We start from the raw sequence: 20,689 nt of genomic DNA on the forward strand, positions 1-20,689 counted from the left end.
CACGGGTAGTGGCAGGCTGGGTGTCGAGATCGGACGAGAGAAGGACGAGGACGTGGCAGACCAGGAGAACCCCGAACGGCGGGACGAGCCCGACCCCCTGGAGGCGTTGTTCGGCGGCCCGGTGCCGCCCGAGCTGCGCGAGACCCTGAACTCGATGGGCCTGTCCGACCTGGGCCCGGACCAGGTGGCGCAGATGCGCTCACAGATGGAGATGCTGATGGGGTCCGGCGGGGACGACGGGCCGGTCAACTCCGAGCTGGCGCACGACGTCGCACGGCAGGTCGTGGCCGAGCACGGCGACTCCACGATCGGCGGGGCCACCCGTCGTGACGTCGACCAGGTCGTGCAGGTGGCCACGCTGTGGCTGGACCAGGTGACGGACATGCCCCGACCGGAGGGGAGCGCCGTGGCGCTGAGCCGGGCCGAGTGGGTCGAGCGCACGCTCCCGGTGTGGGAGCGGCTGACCACACCGGTCGCCGAGGGGCTCCAGGCGGCCATGACCTCCGCGATGGAGCAGCAGCTCGGCCAGCTGGGTGAGGACGGTGCGCCGTCGATCCCCGGGCTCCCGCCGGGCATGAACCCCGCCGCGATGATGGGCCAGATGACGCCGATGGTGCGGCGCATGGCGTCCAGCATGTTCGGCGGGCAGGTCGGCCAGGCGGTCGGCACCCTGGCCGGGGACGTCCTGTCCGGGACCGAGGTCGGCCTTCCGGTGCTCGGTGACGAGGACGTCGCCATGCTGCCGGCCAACGTCGCCGCCTTCGCCGAGGGGCTCGAGGTCGACAGCGGCGAGGTGCACCTCTACCTCGCGCTGCGGGAGGCCGCCCGGGTGCGGCTCTTCGCCGGCGTCCCGTGGCTCGGTCCGCAGCTCCTGACGGCGGTCGAGGACTACGCCCGGGACATCAAGATCAACACCGAGGGCATCGAGGAGGCCGTGCGGCAGGTGGACCCGCAGGACCCCGAGGCCTTGCAGGGCGCACTCGGGGACAGCCTCTTCTCCCCCGAGCCCAGCCCGGCGCAGCAGGCTGCCCTGACCCGCCTGGAGACGCTGCTCGCCCTCGTCGAGGGCTGGGTCGACGTCGTCGCGGACCAGGCCGCGGAGGGGCACCTCCCGCACGCCGAGGCGATGGCGGAGGCGGTCCGTCGCCGGCGGGCCACAGGCGGGCCGGCGGAGAAGACCTTCGCCTCGCTCGTGGGGCTGGAGCTCCGGCCCCGCCGGCTCCGCGACGCCGCCAACCTCTGGGCGGCCCTGGAGTCGAAGCATGGGCGAGACGCCCGGGACGAGGCGTGGGGTCACCCCGACGTCGCGCCGACCGGCGCCGACCTCGACGACCCGCTGGGCTTCGTCGACCGGCACGGTGCGCTCGCGTCCGGCCTCACCGTCACCGACGAGGACATCGAGAAGCTCCTCGGTGGGGCGGCCGCGCCGGAGGAGGAGTCCGACGAGGGCCGCGGCGACGAGGGCCCACGACACTCCTGACCTGTGGACAGCGGACCAGGCCCCCGGCCTGGACGTGGCAAGGTCGGCCCATGGGCGAGGGAGGGACCACGCAGCACGGGGTCGCCTGGTGGCCGACCGGGACCGACGGCCGACTCCAGGTGGGTGTCGGTGCCGGCGCCTGGAGGGTGGACGGCTGGGTGCGTCCGGACCATCCGGAGGACCCCGGATGGCAGTTCCTGCGCCGCCTCGGCAGCGCCTCGGCCGCCCCTCCCCGCGACGACCGGGTGCCCGTCGTCCGGGGCGAGGGCCCGGTGGCGGACGCGCTCCGACTCGCCCTGTGGGCCACGACATCAGGGAGGGTGTCCGGGCCCGGCGCGGCGGGACGGCGCCGGACGGAGCCCTCGCCGCGGGTGGTGCTCGTCCACGACCACGCCGTGCCGGTGGGCACGGCTCGCGCCCCGGGGGTGGTCGGCCGAGCCGTGCTGCCCGTGGTCGCGCAGACCGCCCGGATCGTCATCGGTCCGTGGACCGGGCTCCCCGGGTCGCCCTGCCTGCACTGCCTGGACCTCCACCGCCGGGATCGCGACCCCGGGTGGCCCGGTGCCGCAGCAGCGCTCGTCGACCCGCTCACCGCCCCGCTGCCGCCGGACCATCCGCCGGAGGTGCTCGACGCCGTGACCGCGCTGGTCGTGCTGCTGACGCGGTCAGCCATCCCGCCGGTCGTCGGCACCGCTCACGAGATCGGCGCCTCCCCACCGCACCTGGTGGCGCGACGGTGGCCACCGCACCCCGGCTGCCCCTGGCACGAGCCGAGGCAGCCGGGGCGGGTCGCCGGCGGGGGTGATGTCTAGGCCGCCACCTCGTCCTTGCGCGGGCGTCCGCGCGGGCGCTTGCGCGGCACCACCCGTCCCTGGAGCAGCAGCTGCCCGCCCCAGACACCCCAGGGCTCACGACGCTCCAGAGCGCCGGCGAGACACATCTCGCGCAGGGGGCACGGGCCGCACAGCTCCTTGGCGTGCTCGACCTCCGCTGGAAGCTCGGCGAACCACAGGTCCGCGGGCTGCTCCCGGCACGGCAGGTCGCCGTCCCCGCGGGCGACGAGGTGCGGGCCTGAACCGGTGTCGGTCATCTGCTGCTGCCGGCGCGCTGGGCGGTACACGGCGGTTCCTTCCTGATGTCGGTGCTGGTGCTCGTGCGAGGTGCTGGTCGTCACTGCGATCTCGATTCCGTGGAGGTGGGGTCCGAGGAGACCGCTCGTGACGCCGATGCCGGCGGGCAACGAGAACGGCCGCGGATCCTCGGGGAGGACTCGCGGCCGGAGAGTGGAAGGAAGGATGCCTTCTACGGTGTCCGGGAGGAGCCCAGGCCCAGGGCGGGGTCGACAGCGTGCGGGGACGTCGTCTCGACGGCGGGGCCGAAGGACCCCGGGACGAACGCACCGGACACGCGGAGGGCGTCGCGGTGGCGACGGCTCCGGAGGGTGGGCGTGTCGTCGGTCGAGCAGACGGCGAGTCCGCCGGTGACGATCATGTTCTCCATCGTGGTCCACCCTCCTCTCGTCTGTGCGCGACCCCAGCACCGCACGGGCGTGGGCTTGACTCCACCACTGTATTCCGGTGCCGCGACCGACCGCAACGGTATTTACCGGCGGGTCGGTCCCGACCGGTGCAGCCCGGGCTACGGGACCTCGTGACTGGTGCCCTCGGCCAGGATGCTGAGCACCGCCTCGCCGTAGAGATCGAGCTTGCGCTCCCCCACGCCGGAGATCTGCGCCAGCGCCTGCTGGTCCCGCGGTGCACGCTCGGCGATGGCGATCAGGGTCGCGTCGGTGAAGACGACGTAGGCCGGCACAGAGCCCTCCTGCGCGACCTGGCGCCGCCACTCACGCAGTGCCTCGAAGACCTGCTCGTCGTAGGTCGGCGGACAGTCCGAGCACCGGCCGATCTTGCGCTCGGCGGCGGCCGACAGGATCGCCGAGCAGGTCCGGCAGGTCCGCGGCGGGGCCGGCGTGCGGCGCCTCTCCCGACGGCGCGTCGGCCGGGTAGACGCCGGGACGCCCAGCACACCGGCTGCGGGGCCGAGGAAACGGGACAGCGACCGGGTGCTGCGCGCGCCAGGGGTGCGCGCGCCGGCCCAGCTGAGCTCGAGGCGCGCTCGCGCCCGGGTCAGCCCGACGTAGAGCAGCCGGCGTTCCTCCTCGACGCGCTCCGCGGTGTCGGCGAGGGTGATGGGCAGCAGGCCCTCGCTGCAGCCGACGAGGAAGACCGCGTCCCACTCCAGACCCTTCGCCGCGTGCAGGGATGCCAGCGTGATGCCCTGCACCGTGGGCGCGTGCTGCTCGGCAGCCCGCCGGTCGAGCTCGACGACCAGGTCACCGAGCCGGGCCTGCGGGGACTGGCCGGCCAGCGAGTCGGCCAGGAGGGCGAGCGCCTGCAGGCTCTCCCATCGCTCCCGGACCGATCCCGATCCCTGCGGAGGACGCGGGGCCCAGCCGGCCCCGGCCAGCACGTGACGCACCAGATCGCCGAGCGCGCTGCTGCCGTCGTCCGACCGCACGGCCCCGCGCAGCAGCAGGATCGCGTTGCGCACCTCGGAGCGGGAGAAGAAGCGCTCGCCGCCGCGGACCAGGTAGGGGATGCCGCCCCGGGCCAGCGCGTTCTCGATCACCTCCGACTGGCTGTTGGTGCGGAACAGCACGGCGATCTCGCTCGGCGGGACACCCTCCTCGAGCAGCCGCGACACGGCGTCGGCGGTGCCCTGCGCCTCCGCCTCGTCGTCCGCGTAGGAGACGAGCGTCGGCGCCGGACCGTCCGCGGACTGCGCGACGAGCGTCCCGGGGCGTTGTCCGCCGCCCGGGGCGGGGCGCGCGCCGAGCACGAGGTTGGCCAGGTGCACCACCTGCGGGGTGCTCCGGTAGTTGCGCACGAGCGCCACCCGGCGCGCCTCCGGGTACTGACGGGTGAAGCCCAGGAGATGGTCGGCGCTGGCCCCGGTGAAGGAGTAGATCGACTGGGCCGGGTCACCGACCACGCAGAGGTCCTGGCGCCGTCCGCGCCAGAGCTCGAGGAGCCGTTGCTGCAGCGGGTTCACGTCCTGGTACTCGTCGACGACGAAGTGGCGGTACTGCTGGTGGATCGCGGCGGCGATCTGCGGGTGCTCGTCCAGCATGCCCACGGTCAGCAGCAGGACGTCCTCGAAGTCGATGACGTGCCGCTCGGCGCAGACCTCGTGGTAGCTGTCCATCAACCGGGCCATCGCCGTCGCGTCCAGGTCGGCGACCTGCCTGCCCTGCCGCTGCGCGCGGGCCGGGTAGGTCTGCGCGGTGAGCATCGACACCTTGGCCCACTCGATCTCGGCGGACGCGTCCCGCAGCGCCGCCCGGTCGAGGCGCAGGTGGAGCCGCCCGGCCGCCTCCGCGACGGCCGGCGCCTTGTGCGCGACGACCGTGGGCGGTGGTCCGCCGACCGCCTGCGGCCAGAAGTACTGCAGCTGGCGCAGCGCAGCGGCATGGAAGGTCCTGGCTTGGACCCCGGCGACACCCAGCCCCCGCAGCCGGGTCCGCATCTCCCCCGCGGCCCGGGCGGTGAACGTCACCGCGAGCACCCGGTCGGGCGGGTAGGCGCCGCTGGCCACGCCGTAGGCGATGCGATGGGTGATGGCGCGCGTCTTGCCCGTCCCTGCCCCGGCGAGGACCACCATCGGACCGAGGGGCGCGCTCGCCACCTCACGCTGCTCCGGGTCGAGGCCGTCCAGCAACCGGTCGGGGTCGGGCGGGGCCGACCCGCTCACCGGGGGACCGCCGGGCCGTCGCCCGGGAGCGCCGCGCCGTACCACTCCTGGATCAGCCGGTGCGCGATGGAGACCCGGGAGGGCAGCGTCAGCCGGCCCGACCGTATGCCCTCGTCCAGCTCGGCGCGGGAGTACCACCCCGCGGAGCGCAGCTCGCTCTGCTGGACGCGCAGGTCGGTGTCCAGCGCGCGGGCGCGGTAGCCCACCATCAGCGACGCCGGGAACGGCCACGGCTGGTTGCCTCGGTAGCGCAGGTCGGTCACGGTGACGCCGACCTCCTCGGCAACCTCGCGGGTCACGGCTGCCTCCAGCGACTCTCCCGCCTCGACGAAACCGGCGAGCACCGACACGCGCCCCTCCGGCCAGGGCAGCCCGGTCGCGAGGAGCAAGCGGTCGTCCTCGTCGGTGACCGCCATGATCACCGCGGGGTCGGTGCGTGGGTGGTGCTGGGAACCGTCGCGCGGGCACCGGCGCACCCAGCCGCCCTGCACGACCTCGGTGGCCGAGCCGCAGCGCGGGCAGTGACCGTGCCGCGCGTGCCAGCCCTGCAGCGCCGTGGCCGCCGTCAGCAACCCCGCATCGGCGTCGTCGAGGTCTGCACCCACCTCCCGCAGACCGGCCCAGGAGCCTCCTGCGGCACCCGAGCCCCGCTCGTCGCCGTCTGCCTCTCGGGCGGTTGTCACCGCGACGTAGTCGACCCCCGCGTGCCTCCCGAGGAACCAGGGCTCCCGCCCGGGGTCCTCGGGCTCCGGCGCACGCAGCCGCAGCCGCGCAGGATCGCGCTCGACCGGGGCCGTCGCGCCGCGCAGCTCCAGCACTCTCGTCGCCGGACGTCCCAGCATCGCCGCCAACTCGGGGTCGTCGGTGCGGACGCTCGCCCACCGATCGACCCGTGACCGGGAGAGGGCGAGGTCGAGATAGGTCTCGTCGGCTGCCGTCACCCGTCCACTGTAGGCGTCCCCACCGACGAGCTTGGGGGCGTGCCGGGGGGATTGCCGCGCGTCGGCGTCGGCACGGCATACCGTGGGAGCCGTGATGCGTACAGACCTGGCCCTGGCAGCCCTCGCGAGCGCCGCTGTCCCGGGGATGAAGCCGGTGGCCGTGGCGGGGATGGGTGTCGAGCCGGACGAGGAGACCGAGCTCCAGCAAGCGGTCGTGGAGGACGCCACCGGTCGGCGCTGGCTGGTCCGGTCACCGTTGTCCGCCGTGACCGGCGCGAGGTTGCGCCGCAACGACGAGCTGGTGCGACAGCTCTCGCGCCACGTGCCCTTCAAGGTGCCCGCACCCGTGGGCTACGCGGCCGTCGGTCAGGAGGGCCACGCCGCAGTCTATCCGCACGTCGAGGGGTCGACGCTGGACTTCGCCCAGCTCCCGCCGGGGACCGGGCTCGCCCACGCGGTGGGTCGTGCCCTCGCGGCCGTCCACAACATCCCCGTCGCTGTCTTCGAGCAGCAGGACGTACCGTCCTTCGACGCCTCCGGCTGCCGTCAGCGGCTCATCTCCGAGGTCGACCGGGCCGCCGAGTCCGGACGGGTGCCGACCCGGCTGCTGGCGCGGTGGGAGGAGGCCTTCGACGCGGCCCCGCTGTGGCAGTTCGCCAGCACCCCCGTCCACGGCGCGTTCCGCGGCGGGACGGTCGTGGTGGCCTTCGCCGACGACACGGCCGACAGCGGCAGGGTCGTCGCCGTCACCGACTGGGACGAGGCGATGGTCGGCGACCCGGCCGCGGACCTGGCCGACCTCTACAGCCGTGCCTCGCCCGAGGCCTGGGACGCCGTGCTGGACAGCTACGCACTGGCCCGCGCCCAGCGCCCGGACCCCTACCTGCACGCCCGGGCCCGCCTCCTCGCCGAGACCCGGAGGTTGCGCGGCCTCGCGCATCACGTCTCGGTGGGCGAGGAGGATGCCGCCCGGCGGGTCGTCGCGCTGCGCCGGATGGACCGGCTCACCGAGGACGAGGACTCCCTGGTGCCGGTGACGGCGCGCGGCGCGGGGACGGCCGCCGTGACGACGGGCGGGCACGCCTCGTCGCCGCCGTCCGATCCGGAGGACGCCGGCCCGAGCGCGGACGACCCTGGGATGGACGGGCCGGAGCCGCAGCACCTCGACGGCTCCGTGGGCGATGACAGTGTCGAGACCCAGACCGCAGCCGAGGTCGAGAGCGAGGTCGAGGCCGAGCCCGAGGTCGTCGAAAGCACGGGCGACGACGACGTCGACAGCACGGACGACGAGGACGACGCGCTCGACGACCCCGGTCTCGACGACGCGGCGCAGCCCGATCCCTTCCTGGACGACGGCGACCCGCACCCGCACCCGGACGACCGGTCCTGCGAGCCCGACACGGACATCACCGCGGAGGTCCCGGTGCCGGAGCCGCAGAGGATCCAGCAGGAGCCCCAGGACGACTGTTCGCCGGGAGCCGAGGACGGGCCCAGGCCGGATGCCGACGAGGACGACTCCACGCCGGGAGCCGAGGATGGCTCCACGCCGAAGGCCGACGAGCGCTCATCCGGCGAGGAGCTGCTCGACGACGACACCCGACTGCACGACCTCTACGGCATGCCGCCGGAGGAGGACCCCCGCAGCTGATGGGGGTCGTCGACCAGGAGCTCCTCGAGCACGTCCTCGGTCGGCAGCTCCGGACGGACCGTGGTCCCCGTCGCCGCGTAGAAGAAGGCTGCGCCGACCTCCTCGACCTCCCTCCGGTCAGTCGTGCGAAGGCCAGCCGGTAGACGGCCAGCTGGAGCGCACGCACCCGCTGCTGGTCGGGGCTACCAGGTGAGCCCGTCTTCCAGTCGACGAGGGTGACCCGACCGTCGCCGTCGTCGAAGACGGCGTCGATCCGACCGGCGACGGTGCGCCCGGCCACCGTGGTCTGGACCGGGACCTCCACCGCGACCGGGGTGAGGTCGGCCCACTCGCTCGCGAGGAAGTGTTGTCGCAGCCCGCGCAGGTCCGGCGCCTGCGTCGATCTCGCCCCGGCGTCCAGGTCGTCGAGGTCGACGAGGGTCGCCGAGGCGTAGTGCTGCTCGACCCAGGCGTGGAACTCCGTCCCCACCCGCGCGTGCGGCGCAGGTGGGGTCGGTAGCGGACGACGCAGCGCCTCGACGAAGGCCGCGCGGTCGGCGGCGAGCTCCACGACAGCAGAGGTGGACAGGTGGGCCGGGAGGGACACCTCGGACTCCGGCTGGTGCCTCCGGGCCCGTTCGGCCAGGAGCAGACGGAGCGTCGACTCCCACGACTCCTCGTCGGGCTCGACGGTGCGCGTCGACTCTCGGGTGGCGTGCTCCGCCACCAGCGCCGCCGCCACGTCCTGGACCGCCGCCCCGTCGCTCGTCGCGGACCATCGGCCGGGGCCAGTCGGCACTGAGCTGCTCGTCCAGACGCGGGTTGCGCATCTGCGCCGGCTCGTCCGGGTCGGGCAGGTCTGCCCACGGACCGACCCGAACGTCGGGCCGGGCACGCAGCTCCTCCAGGAAGCGGGAGGTCACCCGTGGGCGCAGCCCGGTCGACCAGACCGGTGCGGTGAGGAGCAGTCGGTGCCGCGCCCGGGTGAGGGCGACGTAGGCCAGGCGGCGTTCCTCCTCGACGGCGTAGCGCCCCTGGGCGAGGTAGAGCTCCTCCAGCCGGGATCGCAGGTCGCGGGTGTGCACCACCGAGAACCAGGCGATGTCGGGGCGGCCGGCCCGGTCACCGCGCAGCGGCGTGGGAAGCTTGCCGATCCCGACGAGCCAGCCCTTCTCCGCGCGTGGCTTGACCCGCCAGGTGCCCTCGCGGTGCTCCGGCGTGGTCCGACCCGCCGGAAAGGTGCCCTCGACCATGCCCGGCACCGCCACGACGTCCCACTCCAGACCCTTGGCCGCATGCACGGTCAGCACCTGGACCGCCGCCGTGTCGACGGACACCTCGGCCAGCTCGGGCACCTCGGCGTCCTCCAACCCGCGCTCGTGCTCGCGAGCCGCGTCCAACCAGTCCAGGAACCCGCCCAGGCTCACCCGCTGGGCGCTGTGCGCATAGCCGGCCGCGACCTCCGCGAGGGCGTCGATCGGCGCCCTCCCCCAGGTGGGGTGCAGGTCGGGATCTGCCGCCACCTCGATGTCCAGCCCCAACAGGCGCTCGCTCTCGACGACGAGGTCGGCCAGCGGCAGGCTCGTCAACGAGCGCACCCGCCGCACCACCTCCGCCAACCACGACACCCGGCGTGCGCCGGTCTCCGACATCCGCTCGCCGCCGGGCCCGGTCCAGCCCTCGCCGGGCGGTCGCTCCACCGCCTCGGCCAGCACGGGGGCATGGTCACGCTCCCCCGGCACCGCGCCACCGCTCCGGGCGAGCTCGCCGGCCCTCGCCCACAGGGCGTCCACGTCCGCGGCACCGAGCCGGCACACCGGCCCGGCCAGCAACCGGATCAGCTGGTCGCCGCGCGTCGGCTCCTGCGCCACCCACAGCAGGGCGACGAGGTCGAGCACCTCGGGGGTGTCGAGCAGGCCCCCGAGGCCCACCACCTCCACCGGGAGGCCGCGGCGGCGCAACGCATCGACGACCGGGGCGAACTGCGAGCGGGCCCGGCACAGCACCGCGGCGGTGACACGGGACGAGCTCTCCCACCGCTGCCGCACCCAGTCGGCCACGTGCTCGGCCTCGACGACGTGGTCGGTCAGGCGGGCGACCTCGAGGAGCCCGGGCCCGGCGCCGGGACGGGCGCGCAGGGTCTCGACCGGGACCGCGGCCTCCTCCCGCAGCGGCGCGGCGACGACGTTGGTCGCGTCGAGCACGGCGGCGTCGTTGCGCCAGGACGTGCTCAGCTGGAGCACCGGGGCAGGCACCCCCTCGAGGGCGAAGTCGCGCGGGAAGCGTGTGAGGGTCGTGGCGCTGGCCCCGCGCCAGCCGTAGATGGACTGGTGCGGGTCGCCGACCGCGGTGATCGGCAGCTCCCGGCCCGCGAAGAGGGACGTGAGCAGCACCATCTGCGCCTCCGAGGTGTCCTGGAACTCGTCCAGCAGCACTGCCCCGTAGCGTGCGCCCTCCATCTCCGCGACCGCCGGCACGTCCCGCGCCAGTCGGGCCGCGAGCGCCATCTGGTCCCCGAAGTCGAGCGCTCCACGCGCCGTCTTGGCCTGCCGGTAGGCCTGGACCACGGGATAGAGCAGGGCTTGCCGGCGCAGGTCGGCCGCGAGGTCCCGCCCGGTCTTGAGCGGTCGTCCCTCGTGCGGGAGGTCCTCCACCCGGCGGGCCAGGTCGTGCAGGAAGGCGTGGGCGTCGTCAGCCTCGACAAGGTGCTCGCCGAGCTCGGCGGACAGGGAGATGACCGCACGGACGACGGTGCTCGCTGCGCTGGTCATGCCGCTCATGTCGCCCGTGTAGCGGGTCACCACGTCGTGGGCGAGCTGCCAGCAGGCGGCCTCCGACAGGAGCACCGCGTCCGGCTCGACGCCGAGCCGGAGGCCGTGCTCGGTCACGAGCCGACCCGCGTAGGCGTGGTAGGTCGAGATGGTCGGGAGGTCGAAGCCGTCCGTGCCGGACGCCTCGGTGCCCCCGGGGGACCACACCCCCGCCTCCCGCAGCTGCCGCAGCCGGGACGTGAGCCGCGACGCCAGCTCCAGCGCGGCCTTGCGGGTGAAGGTCAGGCCCAGCACGTCCTGCGGACGGACCAGGTCGTTGGCCACGAGCCACAACACCCTGGAGGCCATCGTCTCCGTCTTGCCGGAGCCGGCCCCGGCGACCACCACCCCGGGACGCAACGGCGCGGTGATGACCGCCGACTGCTCGGGGGTCGGCTCCGGGGCTCCCAGCGCCGAGGCCAGGTCCTGCGGGGACCACCGCGGCTGCGCCGTCGTCATCGTGAGGCTCCTTCGGGCTGGAGCGGGCAAGCGAAGCGCGCCGGGCAGCGCCGACAGCGACGCTCCAGGTCGCGCGCGGTGAACCCGGCGCCGGCCATTCCTGCGGCAGCCTCCCTGATCGTGCGTCTCGCTTGGGCCGGGTCATCCGCCTCGCCCAGGGGTGGCTGCGCCTGCTCCACCGCACCTGAGGCGCCGAGCTGCACCAACCGGGCACCGCCGCTGCGGGAGCCGAGCTCACCGAAGGCGCCCTCGGTCACCGCCACCTGATAGGCCGCGAGCTGGGCGTGCTGCTCCACGTCGGCCTTCGGCACCGGGGTGCTCCCGGTCTTGAGGTCCGCGACGACCAGGGCGCCCTCGCTGGTGCGCTCCAACCGGTCGACGGCCCCGACGAGACGTGCGTCCCGGCCGCGCTCGCGATCCTGGTCGTCCGCAGCACCGAGCAGCACCGACAGGTCGAGCTCGCTGCCGACGAGCTCCCGGCCGGCGGCCCGCGCCCGGGCGACGTAGTCGGCATACCTCTCCAGCATCCGTCGGGCGTCCTGCTGGGCGCGCTCCGAGACCCACCCCTCCACCAGCCCCAGGTCGTCCCAGCGCCGGTCCAGCTCGGCGGTGAGCTCGGGCACGGAGGCGTCCGGGGTATGGGCCACGATGTCGTGGACGAGGGTGCCGAGCTCGGCGCGGAAGGCCTCACCGGTCTCCGCCCCGCGCGAGGTCAGGAACCATCGCAGCTCGCAGTCCCGGAAGGTCTGCAACCGCGAGGGTGACACCCGCACCGGCCCTTCCGGGCGCACCGGTGCCGTGCTCGAGGTCTCCCGCAGCGTCCACCACGCCGCCGGGTCCGCACCCGGCACGTCCTCGACGGCGAGCCGCCGCAGCAGGCCCACGGCGGCGTCCCGGGTGCTGCGGTCCCCCTCGCGGTGCGACCGCACAGCGGCCCGCCGCAGCTCGGCGACCAGCCCGCGCAGCGTCATCGGCGGCGGCACCTCCGCGGGCGGGCGCTCCCGGAAACCCGGCTCGACCAGGTCGAGCAGTCCCGAGGGCTGGTCGTCGGTGGAGGCGACAGCGGTGACCAGCAACCCCTCGGTCGGCCGGCTCACCGCGACGTGGAACTGTCGCAGCTCGTCCGCGCGCACCGCCGCCTGGGCGGCACGCCAGGCCTCCGGACCGGCGACAGGCCACCCGTGGACCGCCGACACCAGCGCCTCGGCACCCAGCAGCGTGTCGCGCAGCCGCAGGTCGGGCCAGATGCCGTCCTGCACCCCGACGACGGCCACCCGCCGCCACCGACGCCCTGCCGCGGCATGGGGGGTCAGCACCTCGACGGCCTCGGTGCGACGCGCCCCCTGGACCAGGGTGTCGGCAGCCAGCTCGGCGCTGCGCACGGAGTCCAGGAAGGACCGTGGCCGGGCGCCGGGCAGCCGCTCCGCGTAGGACTCGGCGGCCTCGAAGAGCACCAGCACGGCATCGAGATCGCGGTCGGCACGGGCTCCGAGCGCTCCCCCGCCCGCGGCCTGCCGGCTCCAGGACGCGGCCAACCCGCTCGCCGACCACAGTGCCCACAAGATCTCGTCCGGTCCGGTGACGGCCTGGCCCGAGCCCTCGCCGCGACCAGGCGTGGACCCGCCTCGCACGACCGCCTCCCGGCCGGCGTCGAGGAGCCGACCCACCCGCGCGACCGGCGCGAGCTCCGGGGGCAGGTCGGCCGGGGCGGCGCTGCGCAGATCAGGGTCGTTGACCCGCAGGGCGACCAGGTCGTCCGCGCGTCGCAGACCGCCTGCCGCGAGCTCGGCACCCCGCAGCGAACGACGCAGCCGACGCAGCCCGACCGGGTCCATGCCCCCGAGCGGGCTCTGCAGCAGCTCCAGCGCCTCCTCCGGGTCCACGCTCCAGCCCGGTCCGACGCCGGGGGCCTCCCGGGTGACGATGTCGAGCGCGAGCAGCAGCGGTCGCGCCGCCGGGTCCGACCCGATCGGCACCGAGGACCGGTCCACCCGCACGGGCACCCCGCCCGAGGCCAACGCACGACGCACGGCGTCCTGCTGCTGCACGCTCCGGGCGATCACCGACAGCTCCTGCCAGGGGACACCCTCCACGAGGTGGGCGTGCCGCAGCCACCGCGCCACCAGCGAGGCCTCCTGGGCGGCGCTGCGGGTGATCCGCACCGATCCCGTCCCCTGCTCGTCGCCGCTGATCGGTCCGCGGTGCCGGGCGTCCCCGACGAGGCCGATCCGCTGCGCGACCCGGTCGACCACCTCGCCCACCGCGCCGCTGGTCCCGTGCCGCACCCCGAGCGTCTCCCGTGCCGGGCCGGCCTCTCCCGCCCATCGCTCACCGAGCTCCAGGAAGGCGCCGGGGACCGCGCCGCGGAACCCGAGGACCGCCGCGTCCGGGTCGCCGACGAGCACGCTGTCGACGCCTTTGGGTCGGACGACGTCCAGGAGACGTGCGGCCGAGGCCGTCAGCTCCTGCGCGTCGTCGACGCCCACGAAGCTCACCCTCTCGTGCACGACGGCGCGCAACGACTCGTCGCCCTCGAGGAGTCCCGCAGCCGCGGTGCAGATCCACGCAGGGTCATAGCTGCCGGGGTCGGCCAGTGCCGTGACCTGGTCGTACTCCTCCAGCACCTCCCCCGCGCAGGCCCACTCGGGCCGCCCGTGGACCCGGGACAGGTGCTCCAGGTCCGCCCGGCCGACCCCGTGCTCGACCGCGCGCATGAGCAGGTCCCGCAGCTGGTCCCGGAAGCCGGTGGTGCGACGGGCGAGCTCGAGGTCCGGGGGCCAGGACGGGCCGGTGCACTCTCCTCGTGCCCGGCGAGCAGCTCCCGCAGCACGGCATCCTGCTCCGCCCCGGAGATGAGCCGCGGTGCCGGCTCGTCCGCCCGCGCGGCGGCCAGCCGGAGCACGGCGAAGGCGAGGGATGCCGCCGTCCGGGCCAGCGGCTGGGTGTGGGTCGTTTCGAGGCCACGCGCGATCGCGGTGCGGACCCGGGTCGCCGACTGCCGGGTCGGCGCGATGACGAGGCAGTGGTCCGGGGCGAGGCCGGCGGAGATCCGCTGCTGGACGTGCCGGACCAGCACAGTCGTCTTGCCCGTGCCCGGTGCCCCCTGCGCGACGAGGACGCCGTCGCGGTAGGCCACCACGCGTTCCTGGGTGGGGTCGAGCGCTGCGCTCGGCCCTCGGTCGTTCACGGACATGACTCCATCTCATCACCCGGCGGAGACAGACCGTCCCCGCGACCCCGGGACGTAGACTGATGTCTCGAAGAAGGAGAGGGACCCGTGACAGCCCCCCGCCCCGTGACCGCAGGCTGCGCCTGCCCCGCGACGAACGCCGTGCCCAGCTCCTCGGTGCTGCCCAGGAGGCCTTCGCCGAGTCCGGCTACCACGCGACCGCGATGGACGACATCGCCGTCCGTGCCGGCGTGAGCAAGCCCGTGCTCTACCAGCACTTCAGCAGCAAGCTCGACCTCTACCTCGCCGTCGCGGAGTCGGTGTCGGACGAGGTCGTACGCACCATCGACAGCGCCCTCGACACGGGTCAGACCAACCACGCCCGCATCTCGGGGTGCCTCAGCCGGTTCTTCGAGTTCGTCGAGTCGCCCTCGTCGGGTTACTCGGTCCTCTTCCAGTCGGACATGGCGTCCGAGCCCGCGGTGTCGGCCATCGTCGAGCGGACCCGCCGGGCGTGCGGCGAGTCCATGGGACGGGTCCTGGCCGAGGAGACGGACCTGTCGTGGGACGAGTGCGTCCTGCTGGGCACCGCCATGGCCGGTATGGCCCAGGCGGCGGCGCTGAGCTGGTACAGCCGCCGCGACACGATGGCCCGCGAGCGCGTGCTCGAGCTGCTCTCGACCATCGCGTGGCGCGGCTGGGGCGCGGTCCCCCCACGGACGACGTCCGTCGCCCAGGGCTAGGCTGGCGGGGCACGGCCCGACCGGGTCGTCTGCACCCGAGCATGTCGTGGAGGTTTGTCGTGGAGGTCCGCATCGGTGTCCGTGACGTCGGGCGCGAGGTCACGTTCGAGTCCGCCCAGACCCCGGAGGCGGTCCGCCAGGCCGTGACCGAGGCTCTCACCACCCAGGCTCCGGTCGTGGAGCTGCAGGACGACAAGGGACGGACCGTCATCGTCCCCACCACGACCCTCGCCTACGTCGAGATCGGGGCGCAGGACAAGGGTCGGGTCGGCTTCGGGAGCCACTGACCGGCGGCACGCCGCCGGACGGGCCGCGTCACGGTTCGGTCACGAGTGCGCAGACACGCGGCGCCCGGAGTGGCGCCTGTGGTGTCTGCGCACTAACTTGAGCGCGGCTCATCGACGCGTGCCCGCACGACCGATGGGCCACCCGGGACGGAAAGCCCCGCCCGGGAGGCTTTTGCGAAAGGGGCATTCCCCATGATCACGACCATCATCGTCGCACTCATCGTCGGCTGCATCGTCGGCCCGCTCGCCCGGCTCATCCTGCCGGGCAAGCAGAACATCTCCGTCCCCATGACCATCCTGCTGGGCGCCGTCGGCTCGTTGCTCGGTTCCTTCGTGGGAGCGCGGTTCCTCGGCACCAGCGGCGCGCAGTTCAGCTTCTGGGGTCTCATCCTCGGCACGATCTTCGCCATCGTCGCCGTGCTGGTCTACGGCGCCATCACCGGCCGCAAGGCGGTCAGCTGACCGACCCTGCCCGCCCCCGGAGGGCGAGCACAGGCCGCGGCGGCGCGTCACCCACCGGGTGGCGCGCCGTCGTCGTGCGTCCGGGGCTGCCCGGCCAGCGGGTAGACTCACCTGTCGTACACCGGTGCCCGGTCGGCCGTCCTGCCACGAGGAAGCAGACGTCGTCGTGGGTCGGGCGTGGCGCCCGACCTCCCCATGGATCGTCTCCGATCGGCCCGGACCGTCCCCGCCGCACGGCGCTCGGACGGCCACCAGATCGAGAGGATGACCCATGCAGGAAGACCGCGCGTTCGCCGACTTCGACCTCCACCCCGACATCGTCCGTGCCTTGGCCGACGGAGGGATCACCCACCCCTTCCCGATCCAGGCCATGACCCTGCCCGTCGCCCTGTCCCGCCACGACATCATCGGCCAGGCCAAGACCGGCACCGGCAAGACCCTCGGCTTCGGCCTCCCCCTGCTCCACCACGTCGTCGCGCCGGACGACCCCCAGTTCTCCGCCCAGGAGCGCCCCGGCGCCCCGCAGGCCCTCGTCGTGGCCCCCACCCGCGAGCTCGCGGTGCAGGTGGCGGGCGACCTCACCAAGGCCAGTGCGCACCGGGGGATCCGGGTGCTGACGGTCTACGGCGGTCGCGCCTACGAGCCGCAGATCGAAGCCCTGCAGCGCGGGGTCGAGGTCGTCGTGGGCACCCCGGGCCGACTGCTCGACCTCGCCTCGAAGGGTCATCTCAGCCTGGCGCACGCCCGCACCGTGGTGCTGGACGAGGCCGACGAGATGCTCGACCTGGGCTTCCTGCCGGACGTCGAGCGGCTGCTGGCGCTCACCCCCGCCGGTCGGCACACCATGCTCTTCTCCGCCACCATGCCGGCGCCGTGGTCTCCCTGGCCCGTGGCTACATGACGCAGCCGACGCACATCCGCGCGGTCAGCGAGGACGGCGAGGGCCACACCGTCGCCGCCGTCGAACAGTTCGCCTACCGGGCGCACGCCATGGACAAGGTGGAGATGCTCGCGCGCATCCTGCAGGCGGAGGGACGTGGGCTGACCATCGTCTTCGCGCGCACCAAGCGGACCGCTGCCAAGGTCGCGGACGAGCTGTCGGACCGTGGCTTCGCGGCGGCCGCGATCCACGGCGACCTGGGCCAGGGCGCGCGCGAGCAGGCGCTGCGGGCCTTCCGCACCGGCAAGGTCGACATCCTGGTCGCCACCGACGTCGCAGCCCGCGGCATCGACGTGGAGGCCGTCACCCACGTCATCAACTACCAGTGCCCTGAGGACGAGAAGACCTACCTGCACCGGATCGGCCGCACCGGCCGGGCCGGCGCCACCGGCGTCGCGATCACCTTCGTGGACTGGGACGACATGCCCCGCTGGGGGCTGATCAACAAGGCCCTCGACCTCGGTTACCCGGAGCCGGAGGAGACCTACTCCTCCAGCCCGCACCTGTTCGAGCAGCTCGGCATCCCGGAGGGCACCCGGGGCACCCTGCCCCGCTCGGCCCGGACCCGGGAGGGGCTCGGCGCCGAGAAGGTCGAGGACATCGAGGCGCCCGGCACCGACCACCGGCGCGGTCGCGGGGGCCGCTCGGGAGGGCGCCGCGACCGCGGTGGCCAGGGCGGCCGCGGCCGCACCGGGCAGCGCGGCGGCGAGCGCTCGGACCCTCAGGGCAGCAGGACCAGCACGACCACCGAGTCCAGCGGCTCGGGACGTCGGCGTCGCCGCCGTCGGACGACGTCCGGTCAGGGGGACGCCCCGAGGAGCTGACCCGCGGTCTGCTCCAGGAGCGCACGCAGCACCTCCACCGAGGTGGTGTGCTCCCCGAGCCGGTTGGGCTTGCCGCTGCCGTGGTAGTCGCTGGACCCGGTCGGCAGGAGGTCGAGCCGCCGGGCGAGGCGAGCCGCCCGGTCGCGGTCCTGCGGCGTGTGGTCGCGGTGCTCCACCTCGATCCCGGCGAGCCCTGTCGCAGCCAGCTCCTCCAGCAGCGTCTCCGGCAGGGTATGCCCGCGCGCGGCGGCGAAGGGGTGCGCCAGCACCGGGGCGCCACCCGCGGCCCGCACCAGCTCGATGGCCGCCGTCGGGGACGGTGCGTAGTGCGCCACGTGGAAGCTGCTGCGCGAGTGCAGCACGTCCGCGAAGGCGGCGTCCCGGTCCGGGAAGCTGCCCTGGCGCACGAGGACGTCGGCGATGTGCGGCCGGCCCAGCGAGCGCACGTCGCCCGCCTGCGCCAGCACCTCCTCCCAGGTCACCGGGTAACCGGCGGACTCCAGCCGCCGCACCATGCGACGAAGCCGACCCGTGCGGCTCTCCCGGGTCCGCGCCAGCTCGGCGGACAACGCCTCGTCGCCCGGGTCGGGCAGGTAGGCCAGGAGGTGCACCGACCGTCCTTGCCAGCTGCAGGAGATCTCCACCCCCGGCACCACCACCACGCCGTGCTCGCGGCCGGCGCGGTCAGCCTCCTCCCAGCCGGACACGGCATCGTGGTCGGTCAGTCCCAGGACGTCCAGCCCGGTCGCCGCCGCTTCCCGCACCAGGTCGCCGGGCGTCTGCGTGCCGTCGCTGTGGGTCGAGTGCGTGTGCAGGTCGACCCGGGCGGTCGGCGAGAGGCGCGGCATGGAGGACACGGTAGGCGGTGGCGCCGACCGGTCATACTGGGACACGACCGACGACGACGGACCGGGACCATCCCGGCACGTGACGCGCCACGCGCGCCCGAAGGAGAAGCATGACCACGACCCGAGCCTCCCTGCGCACCGCCGGAGCCGCGAGCCTGCTGGCGGTGCTGTCGCTCGCCGCGTGCGCCGACGAGGAGCCGGTGAACGAGCCCCCGGCGACGAGCAGCGCGACCGAGGAGTCGGCCGCCAGCGAGGAGCCCAGCGGCGACGACGCCGAGCAGACCACCGCGGCGGACGAGTCGACCCAGACCGAGGAGGCCGCCGCCACCAGCGAGCCGGAGGAGCCCGAGGAGTTGGAGCTCGGCGCCACCGACGACACCTTCACGGTCACGCTACCCGGGACGTGGGAGGACGCCACGGCCACCGCCCAGGACCAGACCGAGGCCACGGTGCTCGCCGGCCGCGACGCCGAGCGGGTCGACGACTTCTACACCAACGTGGTCATCACGCAGGAGGAGTACGTCGGCAACCTCACCTCCGCCGTCGAGCAGGCCGCGGAGGACCTCGCCGGGGAGGACGGCGAGTACGAGCTGCTCGAGCCCGCCGAGGTCGACGGCAACCGGGCTCCCGGCTACACCCTGGTGCGCGAGGTGCAGGACGCGACGGTCCACCAGACCCAGCGGTGGGTGTCGCACGAGGGCACGCTCTACGTCGTGACCTTCTCGGCGGTCGAGAGCCAGGCCGAGGACGCCGCGCCGGTGCTGGACGACATGCTCGCCAGCTGGACCTGGACCGACTGACACCGTCTGCGACCGTGCGGCTCAGGCTCCGGCGACGTAGGTCCCGCGGGAGCGGCGGCGTGCCCGCAGGGCCGCCGGGTCGAGGCCGAACTTGCGCCGCGCGGCGAAGCTGCCGATGGCTAGGCCCGCGGCCAGACCGAGGCCGGTGGCCACCGCGCTGACGAAGTTGAGCACCGCCATGGGGACGCTCCCGGGGTCGTTCTCCATGATGAGGTAGAGCGCGCGGTAGACCGCGAGCCCGGGCAGCAGCGAGACGATCCCCGCCGTGGCGATGGCGTCCTCGGGCACCCGGAGGACCTTGAACGACGCGAAGGCGAGCGCCCCTACGACCGCCGCGGCCACGCCGACCCCGGCCGGCGTGGCCAGGCCCAGGTAGAGGGCTCCTTCCAGCACCAGCCAGGCACCCGAGGCGATGACGATGCTCAGCCCGATGACCCGCACGCCGGAGTAGGTGCTGAGGCAGAAGCCGAGAGCGATGAGCGCGGCGCCGAGGGTCGAGATGAGTGGGGTGCCACCGAGGGCCACGAAGGGCGCGGCCTCCATCGAGACCCCGAACCATCGGGCGATGCCGAGCACGAGGGCCACCCCGATCGCGATGCCGAGCGTCATCATCATCACCTCGAGACCGCGGGCACCGGCCGTGACGTAGTAGCCGTCGATGGCGTCCTGCGCCGCGCCGAGCACGCTCAGCCCGGCGAGCAGCACGACGATCCCCGAGATCACCACGACCGAAGGGCTCTCCCGGCCGATGCTGTACATCACCAGGGCGATGCCGGCCGGGATCGCCGCGCTCAGCACCTGGGTGAAGAAGGCCGCGATCCCCCAGATGTAGAGCAACCGCTGGACCCGGTCGACCAGCGCCGCGGAAAGGGCGGCGACCGCCCACATGACCGGTCCCGCGCCGTAGAGCATGACGACCCCGACGGACATGATGGCCGCCCCGAGGGTGACCACCCAGCGACGGTAGGGGTGCGGCGAGGAGAGCAGGTCCACGAGCCTGGTCCGGGCCGCATCCACCTCCATCGTCGGCACCCCGGACTCCTGCGCGGAGCGCTCGATGTCGTCGATGTGCCGCTGGACGGCCTGCAGCCGGGTGTAGTCCGGCGAACGGTCGGGGATGACCCGCATCACGGTGAGCGAGTCCTCGTCGACGCCGCGGTGCACCGAGACCGCGATCGAGGTGTAGGTGATGTCGATGTGCATCGAGCTGATGCCGTAGGCCTGCCCGAGCCGCAGGACCGCCGCGACGCAGTCCGCCGCCGAGGCGCCGGTGGACAGCAGTGCCTCCCCCACCCGCAGCGCCAGGTCGCAGACCGCCCGAGCATGCCGCTGGGTCGCCTCGTCCGCCGCGATCGACGTGCCGATGGCGGTGGTGGGCGGCGAGCTGGAGCGCACCACGCGCACCGCCTGGTACTTCAGCTGCCGACCGAGGCGGGCCGCCGGGATCAGCTGCGGACGCCCGATCCGCTGCGGTCCGGTGACGATGCCGGGCATGCTCGTGTAGGGGGACTGGTCGCTCATCGGGGGCAAGCCTAGGGCCGGCGGCTGA

At 74.2% G+C, this 20,689-nt stretch carries 14 protein-coding genes and 4 pseudogenes; 8 read left to right on the plus strand and 10 right to left on the minus strand.

The window, feature by feature from the left end:
* Positions 1-52: 52 nt before the first annotated feature.
* A complete protein-coding gene (locus FU792_RS11230; protein ID WP_149814769.1) occupies positions 53-1,480 on the plus strand; it encodes a zinc-dependent metalloprotease in 1,428 nt (475 codons plus the stop codon).
* A 50-nt stretch (positions 1,481-1,530) separates the two neighbouring features.
* Positions 1,531-2,292: a hypothetical protein gene (locus FU792_RS11235; RefSeq protein WP_022925040.1), complete on the plus strand. Its 762-nt coding sequence runs from the start codon at positions 1,531-1,533 to the stop codon at positions 2,290-2,292.
* Here the strand turns inward: FU792_RS11235 and FU792_RS11240 are convergent.
* From FU792_RS11240 to nudC, 4 genes are all read right to left on the minus strand, one after another.
* Positions 2,289-2,570: a WhiB family transcriptional regulator gene (locus tag FU792_RS11240; protein ID WP_028131017.1), complete on the minus strand. Its 282-nt coding sequence runs from the start codon at positions 2,568-2,570 to the stop codon at positions 2,289-2,291. The genes FU792_RS11235 and FU792_RS11240 overlap by 4 nt on opposite strands.
* Before the next feature lie 212 nt (positions 2,571-2,782).
* On the minus strand, positions 2,783-2,980 hold the full coding sequence (locus tag FU792_RS11245; RefSeq protein WP_149814770.1) for a hypothetical protein: 198 nt from the start codon (positions 2,978-2,980) through the stop codon (positions 2,783-2,785).
* A 138-nt stretch (positions 2,981-3,118) separates the two neighbouring features.
* Positions 3,119-5,230: an ATP-dependent DNA helicase UvrD2 gene (locus FU792_RS11250; RefSeq protein WP_028131018.1), complete on the minus strand. Its 2,112-nt coding sequence runs from the start codon at positions 5,228-5,230 to the stop codon at positions 3,119-3,121.
* Complete coding sequence (gene nudC, locus FU792_RS11255) at positions 5,227-6,171, minus strand: NAD(+) diphosphatase (RefSeq protein WP_022925044.1); 945 nt, start codon at positions 6,169-6,171, stop codon at positions 5,227-5,229. The genes FU792_RS11250 and nudC overlap by 4 nt, the downstream gene beginning before the upstream one ends.
* Before the next feature lie 94 nt (positions 6,172-6,265).
* Here nudC and FU792_RS11260 point away from each other — a divergent pair, with 94 nt between their 5' ends.
* Positions 6,266-7,819 (plus strand): phosphotransferase, encoded by a 1,554-nt coding sequence (locus FU792_RS11260; protein ID WP_238706088.1) that lies wholly within the window; start codon positions 6,266-6,268, stop codon positions 7,817-7,819.
* Between the two features lie 175 nt (positions 7,820-7,994).
* Here the strand turns inward: FU792_RS11260 and FU792_RS18890 are convergent.
* From FU792_RS18890 to FU792_RS19265, 4 genes and pseudogenes are all read right to left on the minus strand, one after another.
* Positions 7,995-8,693 (minus strand): annotated as a pseudogene (locus tag FU792_RS18890) (PD-(D/E)XK nuclease family protein); the annotation flags it as partial.
* 73 nt (positions 8,694-8,766) lie between these two features.
* Positions 8,767-11,067: pseudogene (locus FU792_RS11265) on the minus strand (ATP-dependent helicase); the annotation flags it as partial.
* Complete coding sequence (locus tag FU792_RS11270) at positions 11,064-13,985, minus strand: PD-(D/E)XK nuclease family protein (RefSeq protein ID WP_420876876.1); 2,922 nt, start codon at positions 13,983-13,985, stop codon at positions 11,064-11,066. The pseudogene FU792_RS11265 and the gene FU792_RS11270, both read right to left, overlap by 4 nt.
* Positions 13,889-14,260: pseudogene (locus tag FU792_RS19265) on the minus strand (UvrD-helicase domain-containing protein); the annotation flags it as partial. The gene FU792_RS11270 and the pseudogene FU792_RS19265, both read right to left, overlap by 97 nt.
* A 59-nt stretch (positions 14,261-14,319) precedes the next feature.
* Between FU792_RS19265 and FU792_RS11280 the strand changes: the two are divergent.
* The 4 genes and pseudogenes from FU792_RS11280 to FU792_RS11295 form a co-directional block, all read left to right on the plus strand.
* Entirely contained in the window at positions 14,320-14,979 is a 660-nt protein-coding gene (locus FU792_RS11280) for a TetR/AcrR family transcriptional regulator (protein ID WP_149814775.1), read from the plus strand.
* A gap of 59 nt (positions 14,980-15,038) precedes the next feature.
* Positions 15,039-15,266, plus strand: a complete 228-nt coding sequence (locus FU792_RS11285) for a DUF3107 domain-containing protein (RefSeq protein ID WP_022925049.1) — start codon at positions 15,039-15,041, stop codon at positions 15,264-15,266.
* Positions 15,267-15,458: 192 nt separating this feature from the next.
* Positions 15,459-15,728: a GlsB/YeaQ/YmgE family stress response membrane protein gene (locus FU792_RS11290; protein WP_022925050.1), complete on the plus strand. Its 270-nt coding sequence runs from the start codon at positions 15,459-15,461 to the stop codon at positions 15,726-15,728.
* 271 nt (positions 15,729-15,999) lie between these two features.
* A pseudogene (locus tag FU792_RS11295) lies at positions 16,000-17,474 on the plus strand (DEAD/DEAH box helicase); the annotation flags it as partial.
* On the opposite strand, the gene FU792_RS11300 reads toward FU792_RS11295, so the two are convergent.
* A complete protein-coding gene (locus FU792_RS11300) occupies positions 17,468-18,340 on the minus strand; it encodes a PHP domain-containing protein (RefSeq protein ID WP_022925052.1) in 873 nt (290 codons plus the stop codon). The pseudogene FU792_RS11295 and the gene FU792_RS11300 overlap by 7 nt on opposite strands.
* Before the next feature lie 110 nt (positions 18,341-18,450).
* Here FU792_RS11300 and FU792_RS11305 point away from each other — a divergent pair, with 110 nt between their 5' ends.
* Complete coding sequence (locus tag FU792_RS11305) at positions 18,451-19,140, plus strand: DcrB-related protein (RefSeq protein WP_022925053.1); 690 nt, start codon at positions 18,451-18,453, stop codon at positions 19,138-19,140.
* A gap of 21 nt (positions 19,141-19,161) precedes the next feature.
* On the opposite strand, the gene FU792_RS11310 is transcribed toward FU792_RS11305, so the two are convergent.
* Positions 19,162-20,661, minus strand: a complete 1,500-nt coding sequence (locus tag FU792_RS11310) for a threonine/serine exporter family protein (RefSeq protein WP_022925054.1) — start codon at positions 20,659-20,661, stop codon at positions 19,162-19,164.
* Positions 20,662-20,689: the final 28 nt, after the last annotated feature.

This window comes from Serinicoccus marinus DSM 15273 (assembly GCF_008386315.1).
In the GTDB taxonomy this organism is placed as follows: domain Bacteria; phylum Actinomycetota; class Actinomycetes; order Actinomycetales; family Dermatophilaceae; genus Ornithinicoccus; species Ornithinicoccus marinus.